Source organism: Pseudonocardia yunnanensis, from assembly GCF_039534065.1.
In the GTDB taxonomy this organism is placed as follows: Bacteria; Actinomycetota; Actinomycetes; order Mycobacteriales; family Pseudonocardiaceae; genus Pseudonocardia; species Pseudonocardia yunnanensis.
The window spans coordinates 44,298-59,918 of the sequence record NZ_BAAAUS010000052.1 but is presented as its reverse complement, the minus strand read 5'-3'; the positions used below and the strand labels follow the sequence as shown (position 1 = coordinate 59,918).

At 70.4% G+C, this 15,621-nt stretch carries 15 protein-coding genes; 10 read left to right on the top strand and 5 right to left on the bottom strand.

Annotation, left to right across the window (positions count from 1 at the left end; genetic code table 11):
- Positions 1–90: 90 nt before the first annotated feature.
- The 4 genes from ABD743_RS38225 to ABD743_RS38210 all read left to right on the top strand — a co-directional run bounded on the left by ABD743_RS38225 (position 91) and on the right by ABD743_RS38210 (position 4,030).
- Positions 91–762: a sigma-70 family RNA polymerase sigma factor gene (locus tag ABD743_RS38225; RefSeq protein ID WP_344728550.1), complete on the top strand. Its 672-nt coding sequence runs from the start codon at positions 91–93 to the stop codon at positions 760–762.
- Positions 763–797: 35 nt separating this feature from the next.
- Positions 798–1,601: an anti-sigma factor gene (locus ABD743_RS38220; RefSeq protein ID WP_344728548.1), complete on the top strand. Its 804-nt coding sequence runs from the start codon at positions 798–800 to the stop codon at positions 1,599–1,601.
- A gap of 52 nt (positions 1,602–1,653) precedes the next feature.
- Positions 1,654–3,243, top strand: a complete 1,590-nt coding sequence (locus ABD743_RS38215; RefSeq protein ID WP_344728546.1) for a molybdopterin-dependent oxidoreductase — start codon at positions 1,654–1,656, stop codon at positions 3,241–3,243.
- A 145-nt stretch (positions 3,244–3,388) separates the two neighbouring features.
- Positions 3,389–4,030, top strand: a complete 642-nt coding sequence (locus tag ABD743_RS38210) for a fasciclin domain-containing protein (RefSeq protein WP_344728673.1) — start codon at positions 3,389–3,391, stop codon at positions 4,028–4,030.
- A 58-nt stretch (positions 4,031–4,088) separates the two neighbouring features.
- Here ABD743_RS38210 and ABD743_RS38205 read toward each other — a convergent pair whose 3' ends face one another.
- Positions 4,089–5,201 (bottom strand): MalY/PatB family protein, encoded by a 1,113-nt coding sequence (locus ABD743_RS38205; RefSeq protein WP_344728544.1) that lies wholly within the window; start codon positions 5,199–5,201, stop codon positions 4,089–4,091.
- A 298-nt stretch (positions 5,202–5,499) separates the two neighbouring features.
- Here ABD743_RS38205 and ABD743_RS38200 point away from each other — a divergent pair, with 298 nt between their 5' ends.
- The 3 genes from ABD743_RS38200 to ABD743_RS38190 all read left to right on the top strand — a co-directional run bounded on the left by ABD743_RS38200 (position 5,500) and on the right by ABD743_RS38190 (position 7,668).
- Positions 5,500–6,075 (top strand): type VII secretion system-associated protein, encoded by a 576-nt coding sequence (locus tag ABD743_RS38200; RefSeq protein ID WP_344728542.1) that lies wholly within the window; start codon positions 5,500–5,502, stop codon positions 6,073–6,075.
- A 142-nt stretch (positions 6,076–6,217) separates the two neighbouring features.
- Positions 6,218–7,012, top strand: coding sequence for an alpha/beta fold hydrolase (locus ABD743_RS38195; RefSeq protein WP_344728540.1), 795 nt, complete (start codon positions 6,218–6,220; stop codon positions 7,010–7,012).
- 41 nt (positions 7,013–7,053) lie between these two features.
- The gene (locus ABD743_RS38190) at positions 7,054–7,668 is read left to right on the top strand and encodes a TetR/AcrR family transcriptional regulator (protein ID WP_344728538.1); all 615 of its coding nucleotides are present in this window, start codon (positions 7,054–7,056) and stop codon (positions 7,666–7,668) included.
- A gap of 26 nt (positions 7,669–7,694) precedes the next feature.
- On the opposite strand, the gene ABD743_RS38185 is transcribed toward ABD743_RS38190, so the two are convergent.
- Both ABD743_RS38185 and ABD743_RS38180 read right to left on the bottom strand, forming a co-directional pair.
- A complete protein-coding gene (locus tag ABD743_RS38185; RefSeq protein WP_344728536.1) occupies positions 7,695–8,567 on the bottom strand; it encodes a TetR/AcrR family transcriptional regulator in 873 nt (290 codons plus the stop codon).
- Positions 8,568–8,662: 95 nt separating this feature from the next.
- On the bottom strand, positions 8,663–9,631 hold the full coding sequence (locus ABD743_RS38180; RefSeq protein ID WP_344728671.1) for a phosphotriesterase family protein: 969 nt from the start codon (positions 9,629–9,631) through the stop codon (positions 8,663–8,665).
- A 219-nt stretch (positions 9,632–9,850) separates the two neighbouring features.
- Here ABD743_RS38180 and ABD743_RS38175 point away from each other — a divergent pair, with 219 nt between their 5' ends.
- Positions 9,851–10,933, top strand: coding sequence for an NAD(P)H-dependent flavin oxidoreductase (locus ABD743_RS38175; RefSeq protein WP_344728534.1), 1,083 nt, complete (start codon positions 9,851–9,853; stop codon positions 10,931–10,933).
- Positions 10,934–10,960: 27 nt separating this feature from the next.
- Positions 10,961–12,028, top strand: a complete 1,068-nt coding sequence (locus tag ABD743_RS38170) for an NAD(P)H-dependent flavin oxidoreductase (protein WP_344728532.1) — start codon at positions 10,961–10,963, stop codon at positions 12,026–12,028.
- Positions 12,029–12,338: 310 nt separating this feature from the next.
- Here the strand turns inward: ABD743_RS38170 and ABD743_RS38165 are convergent, their stop codons facing one another.
- Entirely contained in the window at positions 12,339–12,854 is a 516-nt protein-coding gene (locus tag ABD743_RS38165) for a pyridoxamine 5'-phosphate oxidase family protein (RefSeq protein ID WP_344728530.1), read from the bottom strand.
- Positions 12,855–12,934: 80 nt separating this feature from the next.
- Positions 12,935–13,804: an alpha/beta fold hydrolase gene (locus tag ABD743_RS38160; protein WP_344728528.1), complete on the bottom strand. Its 870-nt coding sequence runs from the start codon at positions 13,802–13,804 to the stop codon at positions 12,935–12,937.
- Positions 13,805–14,182: 378 nt separating this feature from the next.
- Here ABD743_RS38160 and ABD743_RS38155 point away from each other — a divergent pair, with 378 nt between their 5' ends.
- Positions 14,183–15,619: an FAD-binding oxidoreductase gene (locus ABD743_RS38155; RefSeq protein ID WP_344728526.1), complete on the top strand. Its 1,437-nt coding sequence runs from the start codon at positions 14,183–14,185 to the stop codon at positions 15,617–15,619.
- The last annotated feature ends 2 nt before the right edge of the window (positions 15,620–15,621 follow it).

Sequence of the window (15,621 nt, the reverse complement as noted above, 5' to 3'; positions counted from 1 at the left end):
TCTTCCCGGCCGGGTAGTCGCGAAATTTTTTCCAGGCGGGTCGAACCGATCGACGTGCCGCCGCGAACGAATGGTGTGAGGATCCCGCGGGTGGCAGATGTCGCCGACACACCGCGCGCGCCCGACCAGAATGGTCCCGGCGGCGACGTGCCTGCCGCCGGTGATGCCGCAGACAGGTCCGACGAGGAGCTCGTGCGGTCCGTGGTGGACGGTGCCGAGTCCGGGCTGGCCGCGCTGTACGACCGCTACTGTCGGCGCGCCTACTCCCTAGCACGCCGCGTGTGCGTGGATGACGGGCTGGCCGAGGAGGTGGTGCAGGAGGTGTTCCTCGCCTTCTGGCGGGAGCCGCGGCGCTACGATCCCCGCCGCGGCAGCTTCTGCACGTGGATCCTTGCTGTCGTGCACCACAAATCGGTCGACGTGGTCCGGCGCGAAGCCGCCATCCGGCGGCGGACCGTGCCCGCTGCGGAGGAGGGCAAGGAGCGACCTGCGGACACAGGTCCTGGTGCGGACCACGGTGCGCTGCGGGCCGTGGAGGCGGGCCATGTCCGGGACGCGCTCAGCGCGTTACCGCCCGACCAACGCCAGGCACTCGCCCTGGCCTACTTCGGCGGCTACACGCAGCGAGAGGTCGCCGCGATCACGGGTGTCCCGCTGGGCACGGTGAAGTCGCGGATGTTCAACGGGGTACAGCGATTGCGCAGCGCCCTCGGCCCCGTGCTGGGAGACGTCTCAGCCGATCTGCCCGGTGGTGCCAGATGAACGCCCCAGGCCCCGACGAGCCGCGGTCCTGTCCGATGAACGATCAAGCAGTTGCCTGGGCGCTACAGGCGCTCGAACCCGACGAGGAGCAGGCGATGCGGACCCACCTCCCGGGCTGCCGCTCCTGCCGGGACATGGTGCGGGAGACCGAGCTCATCATGGGGGAGCTGGCAACGTCCGTGGAGCCTGCCGACCCGCCGGCCCGGCTACGCGACAACATCCTCGCCGCAGCTGCCGAGACTCCTCAGGCGCGCCCCGTGGAGACCTCCGTCGCGGAGGAGCCCGAGTCCGGGGGCGCCGCAGCCGGGGGCGCGGTCGTCCGGCCGGCTTCCCGGGGCGGCGCGCGCCGGTGGACGGGCTCGCGCCGGCGTCTCGTGGCCGCGGCCGTGGCGGTGGTGGCGGTGCTCGGCGCCGCCGGTGGCCTGGTCGTGCACAACATGCAGGGGCAGCAGCGGGATGTTCAGATCGCGCAGCCTCAGACGCTCGACGGCCTCGTCGGCCAGCTGCAGGGACCCGGCACCAGCCGCGCGACGCTCAGCACGAGCACGGGGGAGGCGGTCGCGGCGGTGCTCGTCAGCCCCTCGGAACGGACCGTGGTGACCGCCGGTCTGCCGCCGAACAACCGCGCCGACACCACCTACGTGGTCTGGGGCCTGGGAACCGGTGACCCACGCCCGCTGGGCGCGTTCGACGTGCTCGCCCCTGGACCGGGCGTTCACGAGGTCGGCGCAGTGGCCACGGGCCCGGAGTTCTCCAGCTATGCGATCTCACTGGAGCCGGGTCGCTCCCTGCCCGCCACACCCACCATGGTCGTGGCCAGCGGAGCGGTCCAGACCTGACCAGTGCCGGGATCGGGCGAACCGGCCGGGCGCGGCGTACGAACGTCGTTGCATGAGTACAACCGCCGCACCCACGCGCCCGGCTCGTCCGTCGATCCCGGGCATCCCGCGTGTCGCGGCCGGAATGATCGGCGGACTGGCCGTCGGCGCGGCGCTCGCCTCCGGGCATCTCGTGGCGGCCTTGACCTCGCCGTCGTCCTCGCCGTTCCTGGCCGTGGGTGACACGGTCATCCGGTTCTCCCCGCAGCCCCTCACCGAGTTCGCCAAGACGACGTTAGGCACCGCCGACAAGCCGGTGCTTCTCGGCGGGATCGCGGTCGTGCTGGCGATCCTCGCCGTCCTCACGGGCCTGCTCGCCCGTAGGCGACCGGGACCTGGTGTCTCCGTGGTGGTCGTGCTCGGACTGCTCGGGTTGGGGGCGGTGACCCTCGCTCCGGCATATGCCCCGCGGGATCTGGCGGCTCCGTGCGTGGCGCTCGCGGTGGGTGTCGCTGTGTTCGGTGTGCTCCACGCGCTCGCGCGGCGCACCTACTCTCCGACGGCGCCGGAGACCGGTCGCGTCCAGGTGACCCGGAGGTCCGTGCTGGTCGGGACGTCGGCGGCGGTGGCCGTCGCATCGCTCGCTTCCGCCGGGGCGGGACAGTTCCTCGGGCGCGGTGTGGAGGACTCCCGGCGGAGGGTGACCGAGCGTCTCGCGCGGCTGCGCCTCGCTGAGCGGGCCCCTGCCATTCCGCCCGGATCGGCGTTCCCCGAACTGGGCACCCCGACCTTCCTGACGTCGAACCGGGACTTCTACCGGATCGACGTCGCACTGCGGATCCCGGCGCAACGGGCCGAGGACTGGGCGCTGCGGATCCACGGCATGGTCGAGAACGAGCTCACGCTGACCTTCGACGACCTGCTCGCCCGCCCGCTCGTGGAACGCACGATCACCATGACCTGCGTGTCCAATCCGGTCGGCGGCGATCTCGTCTCCACCGCGAACTTCATCGGGGTCGACCTGCGCCGCGTGCTGCTCGACGCAGGCGTCCGGCCCGGGGCTGACCAGATCTTCGCGACGAGTGTCGACGGTTGGTACACCGGCACCCCCACGGACGTCGTGCTCGAGGAGGGGCGCGGCGCGCTGCTCGCGGTGGGGATGAACGGCGAGGCGCTTCCACCCGAGCACGGTTTCCCTGTTCGCATGGTGGTGCCCGGCCTCTACGGCTACGTCTCGGCCACGAAATGGCTGACCGATCTCGAGCTCACCACCTTCGGTGCCGAATCCGGCTACTGGTTGGAGCGCGGCTGGGCGCAGAAGGCACCGATCAAGACGCAATGCCGTATCGACGTCCCACGCGGCTTCGCGACGGTGCCGGCGGGACGGGTCACCGTGGCCGGAATCGCCTGGTCCCAGCCCACCGGCATCAGCCGGGTGGAGGTGCGCATGGACGGAGGCCCCTGGAAGGAGGCCGGTCTCGCGGACGAGGTGAATCCCCGAACCTGGCGAATGTGGCGCGCCGAATTCGAACTGGCCCCCGGTAGCCACACCGTGCAGACGCGAGCCACCGACCGGAACGGAAACACCCAGACCGAGATGCGCGCCGACCCGATACCGGACGGCGCATCCGGATGGCCGGCCACCATTTTCACCGCGGCCTAGGGGCTCGCATTCCCGTCGCCGAAACGTTATCTGCGTCGGCGAACCGGAACCGTCCACGGATCGAATGCTCGACGAGCCCGGATACACCGGGTCGAGTTCGAGGAGGAAAACCGTGCGAAAGACCCAGCGATTCGCTGCCGTCGGAATGCTTGCCGCTCTGACCGTGGCGCTGGCGGCCTGCGGCGGCTCCGAGCAGCCGGCTGCCGGCGGCGCGATGGCCGCCCCTCCCGCGCCGATGAGCGCCGCTCCTGCGGCCGCCGACGGCGTCACCACCAACGCCGATGTGTTCGGCCCGGCCTGCGGCCAGCTCCCGCAGGGTGACGAGCCCGGCTCGCTGAACAACATGGGCCCGCAGCCGGTTGCCAGCGCCGCCGGCACCAACCCGCTGCTGACCACCCTGGTCACCGCGGTCAAGGCGGTGCCCGGGCTGCCCGACACCCTGAACTCGCAGAAGGCCATCACCGTGTTCGCCCCGTACAACGGGGCGTTCGACGAGGCGAAGTCGGCCATGGGCGACGAGGCGTTCAGTGCGCTTCTCGCCGACCAGCAGCAGCTCGGCGGCCTGCTGTCCTACCACGTCGTCCCGAAGCGCTACGACGCTCAAGGCCTGGTCGAGGCCGGGAAGGTCACCGAGCTCGCGGGTGGCGACGTCACGATCGGTGGCACCGCCGCCGCGCCGACCGTCACCGACGGCCAGGGAAACACCGCGAACGTACTGTGCGGCAACATCCCGACCTCGAACGCCACCGTGTTCGTGATCGACAAGGTGCTCATGCCGGCAGGCTGACCCTGTTGCCGGGCCCGGGGCGCTCAGCGCCCTGGTCTCCGGCCGTTCGTGAGGCGCGTCAGGCGACGGCTGTGGCCATTCGCCGGACGGCCTCGGTCAGCAGCGTCTCCGAAGTGCCGACGTTCAGCCTCGCGAAGCCCCGGCCGGGCGTGCCGAAGCCCGGGCCGGGTTCGAGCGCGACACGACCCCGGGCAAGGAATGCGGCAGCGGGGTCGTCGCCGAGATCGAGCGCCCGGCAGTCCAGCCATGCCAGGTAACCGGCCTGGGGCCTCCGGTAGCCGACAGTGGGCAGGTGCTCCTCCAGCAGCGTCGCGAGGAGGCGATGCCTGCCGCTCACCTCGTCGATGATCTGGTCGAGCCATTCGTCACCTTGATCGAATGCGACCTCCGACGCGATGACGCCGAGCAGGCCCGCCCGGTACTGAAGCTCCTCGGGCAACCGGTCGAGCTCGGCGTCGACCTCGTCGGAGCCGGCGATGGCGAGGGCGCATTTCAGCCCCGCCGTGTTGAACGCCTTCGAGGCCGAGGTGAACACCACCGAGCGGGAGTCGCCGAGCGACGCGAACGGCGTGTGCCGCGCACCCGGCAGCGTGAGCGGGCCGTGGATCTCGTCCGAGAGCACGAGTACGCCGTGGCGTTCGGCCAGCGTGGCGACCGCTTCGAGTCGTTCGCGCTCGAGCACACGCCCGGTCGGGTTGTGGGGATTACAGAGCAGGAAAGCCTTGGCGCCGGCGACGAACGCGCGCTCGAGCCCGTCGAGATCGAGCTCCCCGTCGGCCAGCGGCACCTCCACGATCCGGCGGCCGGCCTCCCGGACGTCGACGAAGAACGGTGGGTAGACGGGCGGGGTGATCACGACGCCGTCGCCCGGGGCGGTGAGTACGCGCAGCACTTCGACGACGCCGGTCATCACGTCGGGCACCACCCGCATGCGTCCGGCATCGGGCGACCACCCGAAGCGCCGCTTGGCGAACCCCGCAAAGGACTCGAACACGCCTCCCGGCTCGGCGTAGCCGAGGTCGCCGACCTCGATCGCCTCGAGCAGGGCATCGCGGATGGGAGGTGCGAGCGAGACGTCCATCTCCGCAACGAAGGCGGGCAGGACGTCGGACGGGTACTCGACCCACTTCGAGCTTCGGCGGCGCTGGAGCATGGGCAGTTCGAGGAACACCGGGGCGATGCTGCCATAAATGGCGTGCTGAACTCGGGGACGAGAAGCCGGTAGCGACGAAATGCGCGGGTTGCCCGCAGGGTGCGCGGCGTCCCCACAGCCAGGTGTCCGAGTTCACCTCCTGCTGCTCACGTGCTGGCGAGGACACCGCGGATCCCCGATGCCGACCGGGCGTACACGTGCGCCGCTGACATCACCCCGCTCCGGGCTGAACCGCATCCGCACCACGATCCGTTTCCGATGCGAGTCCGGCGTACTCGCCGGCGCGGCGCTTGTATCGCCGGCGTCGAAGAGATGAATGGAGGCGGCGATGGCAGCGTCAGCGGACAATCCTCCGCCGATCACCCCCGAGTTGCGAGAGCGTGCCCGACAGCGCCCGGGATCCTGGGTCTATTCAGTGGATCCCGTATATCAGGATGTCGACGACGTACCTGACTGGGCCGTGATCGGTGCCTACCGGGTGGATGAGAACGGCGAGATCGCCGAAGAGTTCATCCCCAACCCCCACTACCGCCCATCCCCGGCGGCACTGGGATTCGCGGCTCCCGCCAATGTGCTGGAGGAAGCCATGCAGAAAGCGGTCACCGGGCACGGTGGCGCCCGTGAGGTGCGGGCAGCCCTGCGGGACGCAACGGTCTTCACCCCGTTCACCCCGAGCCGAGACGGCCTGATCGTGCTCGACGACGGTCTGGGCCACGGCGTCGTGCATGCGTTCACCTCGGAGCTCTACCTCCCCGACGTGGTGGTCTGGCGGCACTGGGAACGCCTGCAGGTACGAGAGATCGCGCCATTGCTCGGCGACTGCTACCTGGTGCTCGACCCGGGGAGCGCCATGGAGCTGCGGGTTGCCGGCACGGGCCTCGACCGGTTGTGACGCGCGTCGGAGCTGACGTGAGGCGGGAGAGCTTGAGCACGAATCCGGGGATGAACCTGGATCGTCATTAGGGTGATCATCTGGTCGCGGCCGCCGGCCGCACGGCCCCTCGGGTACGTATCCGGGAAAGGGGAAACTCGGCATGTCCTATCTCGAGACCGGTGACTCCACACTCTTCTACACCGCTACCGGCACCGGAACGCCGGTCGTGCTCGTGCACGGCTGGACCGCCGACTCGACCGACTACTCGTGGCTCATTCCGTTACTGGAGCCGCATTTCCGCGTCATCGCCTACGACCTCCGAGGCTTCGGTAAGTCGGCCCCGGCCGGCGGGTACGGCATGAATCGCCAACTCGATGATCTGACGGCGGTCATCGAGCACGTCGCGGGCGAGCCCGCTCTGATCGTCGGGCACTCGCTCGGCGGGACGATCGTCTCATCGATGGCGGCGGAGCACCCGGCGCGCCTGCTCGGGGTCGTCGCCCTGGACGCGCCGTATGCGGTCGAGGAGGACGGTCGACCACGTATCGAGGGGATGAGGGAGCGACTGGCCGGGGGGAACCCTCAGGAGGTCGTGAAGGCGTTCTTCAGCCAGGTCAGCTTCACCGACCAGACGCCCGCCTGGCTGCGCACCCTGGTGCTCCGCCGAGTGGAGTCGGTGTCATCGGAGATGATCCGGGCCGGTTACGCGGCGCTCTGGGACCACGCCCCCATCGCGTTCCGGCCGGAATCCGACCACTACCTCTCCCGGCGCACCTGTCCGGTGCTGGTCATCCACAAGAACGCCGCCAGCGCGGCGTACGAGGAGTCGACCTTCCAGCACCCCGCCTCTCGGACCGTCGTCCTGCCGGGAGCCGGCCACTGGGTACAGATCGAACGCGCCGAGGAAGTGAGCGCGGCCATCCAGGATTGGTGGACGACCGCACGAGCCGGGTAGCGCGAGTATTGGGTGGTGGCCCTACGGCAGAGGGAGACGTGGTGGACGGAGCGCTGACACGCAAGGGAGCGGCGACGCGAGCCCGCATCATCGAGGGCGCGGCCGAGGTGCTGCGGGAGAGAGGGGTGGCCACCACCACCCTCGACGACATCCGTCTGCGCACCGGCACCAGCAAGGGGCAGCTGTTCCACTACTTCCCCGAAGGTCGTGACCAGCTACTCCTCGCCGTTGCCGAGTACGAGGCGGACCGGGTGCTCGACGACCAGCAGCCCGATCTCGGCGACCTGACGTCGTGGTCGGCGTGGTACCGATGGCGTGATCTCGTGCTCGAGCGGTACCGCGCGCAGGGGGACACGTGCCCTCTCGGCGCGCTGTTCCTGGAGGTCGGGCGGGCCACGCCCGGCGCGAGGGCGGTGACCCAGCGCCTCCTCCACACGTGGCAGGCGGCACTCGCCGCCGGCATCCGCGCGATGCAGGAGAAAGGTGAGCTCCCGGCCTCGTTGGACGTCGACCAGGCTGCGGCCGCCCTGCTGGCCGGGATCCAGGGCGGGGTGACGATCATGCTGTCCACCGGGCAGAGCACACACCTCGAAGCCGCCCTCGACACCGGCATCGCCCGCCTGCGCGCCCTCGGCTCGGACCTCGCCACGGCCTGAGCCGCACTTCGCGACGGGCCCTGCGGCTACGTGTGTTCGGCCGGTGGCCCATCGGCAGCCAGGCCGATTCCGTTGATCCACAGGCGGGTCAGGGTGTCGATCGCAGTGCTGCGATCGTGCTCCTGGCCGTAGGTGAGCCACACACGCGTCGCGTGACCGACCATCGCCGCGAGGGCGTCACCGGCATGGTCGGGATCGAGCCGGGAGTCGACGATTCCCGCTTCCTGCCACCGTCGGAGGCTTCGCGTGATGCGTTCGGCTGACGCCTGGTGGGCGGCCAGGCGCAGCGGCATCAGTTCGGGGTGCACCGACATCGCCTCGTCCGCGCGCATCGTCAGCGTCGCGAACTGCTTGTGCCCGTCGAAGTAGTGCTCGATCGCCTGCCGGATCCGCCCGGCGGCGTGCTCTCGCCGGGCCTGCGGGCTGACCCGTGGCCGGTCGGCGGGGGGATCCGGCACCTGCGGCAGGTCCGCGATCATCTCGTGCATCACCGCGGTGAAGACATCCTGCTTCGAGGAGAAGTAGGTGTAGAAGGAGCCGACTGCGGTGCCTGCCTGCTCCGCGATGTCGCTGACGCGCACGAGGTGGTAGCTCTCCCGCTCGAAGCACGTGCGGGCCGCCGCGATGAGGGAGGCGCGAGTGCGCCGGGCCCGCGCACTCAGGGCCTTTCCCGCCTCCCTGTCGTCCTGCGCCGGCGGCTCCGCGCCCATGACTTCCCGGTACGCCTGTTCCTTCGAGCCGAAATGGGCGTAGAAGGTGGACACCGACACCCCGGCCTCGCGTGCGAGGTTCGCGATGTGGGTGTCGGTGTAGCCACGGGTGCGGAACAGTTCCTCGGCCACGCGGTCGAGCGCCGCCTGTTGCCTCGTGCGTGCCCGGGGGACGGTTCGCTCGGTCATGCCGGCACGTCTTCGCACGTGGTGTGGCCGCACCCGTCCGCGGTGACGGCAGCGATCGGCTGTGGACCCACCGACCGAACGTACCGGGCGGCTGATCAGGAAGCTTCTTGCTCCAGGATGCGACGGGGGTTGTCCACCAGCATGGTGGTCAGCTGCTCCTCGGTGACCCCCGCCTCACGGAGCGCGGGCAGGACGTCGTCGACGATGTGGGTGTAGTTCCAGTTCGGGGCGGCCTGCTCCTTGAAACCGGCCGGGAACCAGTCGATGTGGCAGGACGCGTCGTGGGACAGCACCACACGCTCGGCGAGCCCCTCGGCGGCGAGTGCGGCGACGGTCGCCACCCGCTCGTCACCCGGCAGCAGGAAGTCGAGCCCGAAGCGGTCCATCCCCACGTACGAGCCGTTGTCGATGAGCTCGTGCAGGTAGTCGAGGTCGGCGGTGTCTCCGCTGTGGCCGAGCACGACTCGCCCGAGGTCGACGCCCTCGCGGCGCAGCACCTCCTGCGTGACCAGTCCGGTGCGGTGACCAGGGCTGGTGTGCACGGTGATCGACACGCCGGTGCGTTTGTGCGTCTCCGCGACCGCCGTCATCACGCGCTCGACGCCGGGGGTGAGTTCGGCCTCGATGGCGCACTTGAGGAACGCCGCCTTGATCCCGGTGCCAGCGATGCCCGTGGTGATGTCCCTGACGAAGAGGTCGACCAGCAACTCCTCGCCGCCCAGCAGCGTGCCCGGGCCCTGGAACAGCAGAAACGGTGGGATGTCGCCGAGGGTGTAGAGCCCGGTGGCGGCGACGATGTTGATGTCCACCTGCTCGTTGACGCGGGCGATCCGCGCGATGTCGCGCCCGAGGCCGACCACGGTGGGGTCGACGATGGTGCTCACCCCCCGGTCCTTCAGCTTCGTCAGCCGCGTGACGGCGTCCGTGATGCCCTGCTCCTCGTCCCACCAGTCGGGGTAGTTGCGTCGCATCTCCTCGTTGAGCACGAACACGTGCTCGTGCATCAGCACGGTGCCGAGCCCGCCTGCCTCGACCGGTCCCCGAACCGTCTCCACCTGTCCCACCAGTCCGCCTCCATCGTCGTCCACCCGTCGGCAGAATCGTAATCGAGGATGACTTCAGATTCGGATTCGGTTGATTTCGGGCGAACGGTTCATCTCGGTGGTTGTCGGGTTTCCAGCGCCGGTTTTCCGGTCGACTGTTGACGACCCGGGGCGCGCGTGTTCGGGTGGCCCTTATCTGGATAACTGCCTGCTATTCCGTGTCTGCACACACCGGTGGGTGTGGAATTGTCGGGTGCCGCCGCGCAGGAGGGGGGCGCGACCATGCGCTGGAGCTGCGATGAATCGACCATTTCGACGCCGCTGACCCGGGAGTACGGGTTCCGGCACCCGTTCGTGGGCGCCGGCATGGCCTTCGTGGGTTATCCGCCGCTGGCTGCCGCAGTGAGCAACGCCGGAGGCCTCGGTGTCCTCGGCGCCAGCCCTGACCCGCCGCCCAGCCTGCCGGTGATGGTCGCGGAGCTGCGCGAGCTGACCGACCGGCCGTGGGGTGTGGACCTGATCTGTGCCGAGACCGGCCTGGGCCCGGCCTGCACGGACGGGCACATCGACGCGTGCGCCGAGCTCGGCGTTCCGCTGGTGGTGTTCCACCACGAACCTCCGCCGGCCGCCTGGGTACGCCGGCTCACCGGCGCGGGCGTGCGCGTATGGATGCAGGTGTCCTCGACGAAGCTCGCTGCTGCGGCGGCCGAGCTCGGCGTCGAGGGCCTGGTGGCGCAGGGCGTGGAGGCAGGGGGTCACGCCCGAGGGGTCGTGCCGCTGCACGAGTTGCTCACCGGGATTCGTGCGCAGTTCCCCGAGCGGCTGCTGCTCGCGGCGGGCGGAATCGCCGACGGGGCAGGTGTTGCTGCTGCGCTGCGGGCAGGCGCAGACGGTGTGTGGGTCGGAACCAGGCTCGTCGCGACGGTCGAGAGCCACGCCCACCCGCAGTACAAGCGGCGGCTCGTCGACGCCGCCGGGCCGCCTGTGATGACCACCGCCTTCGGGCCCGAATGGCCCGGGCAGCGCTACCGAGTACTCCCGACGCGCACGGCTGCCGAGTGGGCCGGTCGGGAGGATCACCTCCCGGACCCGCTGCCCACCACCGTCATCGGCCATACCGTCTTGTTCCCGCACAGCGTGCGGCTGCCCTACGACATGCCCAAGTTCAGTGCCATCCCGCCGATCGTGGACACCACCGGCGACTGGGACGAGATGGCGTACCCGGCGGGCGAGGGTGTCGGCCTCATCCGCGACGTCCCACCCGCGGCACAGGTCGTCACCACCATGATGAGCGAGGCACACCGCCTGCTCGCGGCGAGCTGAGCGGGGCCTTCGGCGGAGGAGGAGAACGTGGCCGACGCGCGAGAGCGGGCGCGGAAGTTCTGCGAACGGTTCGGGCTCCAGGTGCCGATCCTGCAGGCGCCGATGGCGGGATCGTGCCCACCGGGGCTGGCCATCGCAGTGGCCGAGGCCGGCGGCATGGGTGCCCGCGGGGTGCTGCAGGACGCGCCGGCGGGCATCGCCGACTGGGCGGAGCAGTTCCGCGCCGGCTCCTCCGGTGCCTTCCAGCTGAACGTCTGGATCCCGGACCCGCCCGCTGGTGATCCCGCCGAGCGGGAACGCAGGGTCGAGCAGGCCCGCGAGTTCCTCGGCAGGTTCGGCACGCCGGGAGATGCCGAGGGGCCCGTGCCGCCGGTGTTCGAGGAGCAGTGCGAAGCCATGCTGGCCGCGCGCCCCGCGGTGATCTCCTCGATCATGGGTCTGTTCGAACCGGACTACGTCCGCAGGTTGCACGAGCAGGGCATCGCCTGGTTCGCCTGCGCCACCACTCTGGAGGACGCGCTCGCGGCCCAGGAGGCCGGTGCGGATGCCGTGGTGGCGCAGGGCATGGAGGCCGGTGGCCATCGCGGTGCCTTCGACCAGGACGCCGCGGAGCGGACCGACGTCGGGCTGTTCGCCCTGCTTCCCTGGTTCGCCGACCACCTGCGCGTTCCGATCATCGCTGCCGGTGGGGTGGCCGACGGGCGCGCCCTGGCCGCGGCGCTGGCACTGGGGGCGAGCGCGGTACAGGTGGGCACCGCACTGCTGCGCTGCCCCGAGACGAAGACCAGCAAGGAGTGGTCCGCCGCCCTCGACAGCCTGGCGCCGGAGGCCACCATGACCACCCGCGCCTACACAGGCCGGCTGGCGCGGGCGGCACCGACCCCGTACCTGAGGGCATGGACCGAACCCGGGGCGCCCCGCCCGGCACCGTTCCCCGACCAGATGCGACTGGTCGGCCAGTGGCGACGGGGCACCCCGGACGGCCTGGACCGGGCCAACCTCTGGGCCGGTCAGAGCGCCGCGCTGGCCACCGAGGAACCGGCCGCGGCGGTGGTCAGCCGCATGTGGCGGGAGGCGTCCGACCTGCTCGCCTGACCGCCGGCCACCTCCGCCCAGCGGCGACGAGGGCTGATGATCGTTCCGAGATCGGGGTTTCCGCCCCGCGGAGGGCGGATCGACGGATCTCGCAGCGATCATCGCGCTGGGAGACCCAGGTTCCGAGGATCCGTGATCGTTCCGAGAGCTGGGTATTGGCCCCGGCGAGGGCGGATTGGCGGATCTCGTGGTGATCATCGTGCTCGGCCTGGGTCCGAGGCTGGCCAGCTGGCTCATGATTGTTCCGAGAGTTGGGGATTGGCCCCCCGGAGGGCGTGTAGCCCGATCTCGCGGTGATCTTGGTGGCCCGTCACGCTTCGGGGAAGCGCCACCTGGTCTGGCTGTATGGGGCCTTGCCGAAGCCGAACGCCGTGGTCGGCTCGATCCGGTACACCAGGGCCAGGCCGTTGCCGCCTGCGAAGCCGCCGTCGCGGAGGTCGAAGTGCCACTCGCTGCCGTACTTCTTCTCCCACGCGTCGGCGAGGGCCTGTAGCCGGTCGGGGTCCGTCACCCGCTCGGCCCGGCCCTCGACCACCAGGTCCAGTCCGCCGTGCAGGGCGTTGGCGCCGGTGGTGAGGACGACGTGGGGGTTGGCGGCGAGGTTGTGTGCCTTGCGTTCGTCCTCACCCGTGCAAATGTGCGGGGCCCCGTCGAGCCAGACGCTCAGCAGCGGGGTGACGTGGGGGCGTCCGTCCGGTCGCACCGTGGACAACCAGGCCAGTTCCGCTGCGGCGAACCGCTCCTGGGCATCTGCCCACGGGGTGGCGGCGGCTCCGGGATCGCCGTAGCGGTGATCGATCGTGGTGTCCGGTTCGGTGCGCTGCATCTTCGCTCCTCTGTTCGGGTTGCCGGCGCTTCCCGAGATGGAGACCGCGTTGGGCGGTGGTTCTCATCGCCCGCGGTCCATCAGGCGAAGAACTCGATGAGCAGTTCGTTGACGGCCTCCGGGGCGGTGACGGGAAAGAAATGGCCGACGTCGGGGAGCTTGACGTAGCGCCAGGGCCCGGTCACGTACTTCTTCGAATCGATGATCTGACGCTCGCCGAGCGCCGGGTCGTGCTCGCCGTGGATGGCGAGCACGGGACAGCCGACCGGCGGCAGCTCGACGCCGAAGGAGCCCTGGGCGAACACCGCAGGCGGCATGTTGGCGCGATACCAGTTCAATCCCGCGACGAGCGCGCCGGGACGTTCGAGGTCGGCGAGCTGGCGGTCGACGTCCGGGTCCTGGCCGCGGGCGATCCCGCCGTGGATCCAGCGGCGGAACAGCGCCCAGTCGTCGAGCGGCAGCTGCTCCTCGGCGGCCTGGAACTGGAACCACAGCATGTACCAGGAGAGCTGTTTCTGTTCGAGTCCGGCGCCCATGAAGGCCTCCGGATGCCCGACCGAGAGCGCGGCGAGGTGGCGGACGCGGTCGGGCTCGGTAGCGGCGAGGCCCCAGCCGATCGGCGCGCCCCAGTCGTGGGCCGCGATGGAGACGCTGTCGACGCCGCAGTGATCGAGCAGGTCGGTGACGTCGGCCGTGAGGGCGCCGAGGGAGTAGGCCGCCGGGTCGGCAGGACGGTCGCTGTCGCCGAACCCGCGCAGGTCGGGCGCGATGACCCGGTGGCCGGCGTCGACGAGCGCGCGGATCTGGTACCGCCACATCGTCGCCCGGTCGGGAAAGCCGTGCAGAAGCAGCACGGCGGGCCCCGTCCCCACATCGATGACGTTCAACGTGGCCCCGCTCAGCCCGATCCGGGCCGCCTCCAATTCGTGCGGATCGCGCTCTCCGGTCATCGGCTCCCCCTGTTTGAATTGCCGCCGGCATCTGCGGAGCAAGCCTATGCGCAATCACGCCCGCCACCGGCACGGAATATGCGAAGAGCCGACACGATCCGCGTGATGGACGCGTCGGCGATGCCCGCGATCGTCCGTGCGACGCGCCGGAGCGGACCGCCAGGACCAGCGCCGATACCTGCCGATGGCGGGCGCGTCGACGATCGGCAGGCGGAGCGCGTTCGGTCGTCAGGCCGACGGCCGAGTGCCGAGTACTGCACTGAAGAGGCGATGTGCCGTGTTTGCGCCGCGCGTAACGTCTGCGGCCGACTTTCTCGCCGACGATGCAATCTCCGGGCGCCGCTTTCGCGGCAGGCCGCCAGGCTAAGGGGTTGGACCATGACCGTTGACGTCATCACCCGCGACGGTTCACGGGTACGCGTCCCCGACGACGCCGTGGCCGAGCTGACGTCGCGAATGCGGGGTGCGCTCGTCACGGGCGACGACCCAGCCGCCGATGCCGAGCCGTGCGAGGTGTGGAACGCCATGCACGTCGGGCGACCCGCGCTGACGGCACGCTGCTCGGGCACCGCCGACGTCGTCGACGCGGTGAACTTCGCCCGGGAGAGAGACCTGCTGCTGGCGGTGCGCGGCGGCGGGCACTCGGTCGCCGGGTTCTCCACGGTGCAGGACGGCATGGTCGTCGACCTGTCCGGGATGCGGGGCGTTCAGGTCGACCCCGACCGGCGGCTGGCCCGCGTGCAAGCGGGGGCTCTGCTCGGGGATGTCGACCGGGAGACGCAGGCCTTCGGCCTCGCGACGCCGCTGGGTCGGGTGTCCGAGACGGGAGTGGCCGGCCTCAGCCTGGGCGGGGGTTACGGTCACCTGCAGAACCGGCACGGGCTGTCCTGCGACAACATCGTCGCGGCGCAGGTGGTGTGCGCCGACGGGGAGATCCGCACCGCCTCGGCGGGCATCAACCCCGATCTGTTCTGGGCTCTGCGCGGGGGCGGTGGGAACTTCGGGATCGTGGCGTCCTTCACGTTCCGGCTGTGCCCGCTCGGACCGACCGTGGCCTTCGCCGGGACGTTCTACCCGCTCGAGGATCTCGCGGGCATCGAGCGCCGATGGCGCGACCACGTCGTCGACGCACCCGACGCCGTCACCTCGTTCATCGTCTCGTTGACCTTTCCGGCCGCACCCGGAATGCCCGAGGTGATCCACAACCGGCCCGTGGCGGTCGTCGGCGGTCTCTACGCCGGGGATCCCGACGACGGGATGCGGGTGCTGCAGCCACTGCGCGAGCTGGGCACCCCGCTGTTCGACCTGTCACAGCCGATGCCCTACAGCGTGGTTCAGTCCTCGTTCGACGCGTTGTTTCCCCGCGGGGTGCTGCGGGCCTACTGGAAGTCTCAGTACCTCGACGCACTCACCGACGACGCGATTGACGCGATCGCCACGCGGGCGCTCGACCGGCCGGGCCCGATGACCTTGGTCAACACCTTCCACATCGGTGGCGCGGTGCACGCCGTCGGGCCGGAGGAAACGGCGTTCGCGGAGCGGTCCTCGCCGTTCATGGTGTCGTTCGACACGATGTGGACGGATCCGGCGCAGGATTCCGAGGCGGTCGACTGGGGCCGGTCGGCGTGGCAGGAGATGGCCAAGTTCGGCAACGGGAACGTCTTCCTGAACTTCACCGGCCTCGCCGACGAGTCGGCGCAGGCGGGGGTGGACAGCGCGTTCGGCCGCAACCTGCGCAGGCTCGCTCAGGTCAAGGCGAGCTACGACCCGGACAATCTGTTCCAGGTGAACAACAACATCCTGCCGGCGTCGTAACC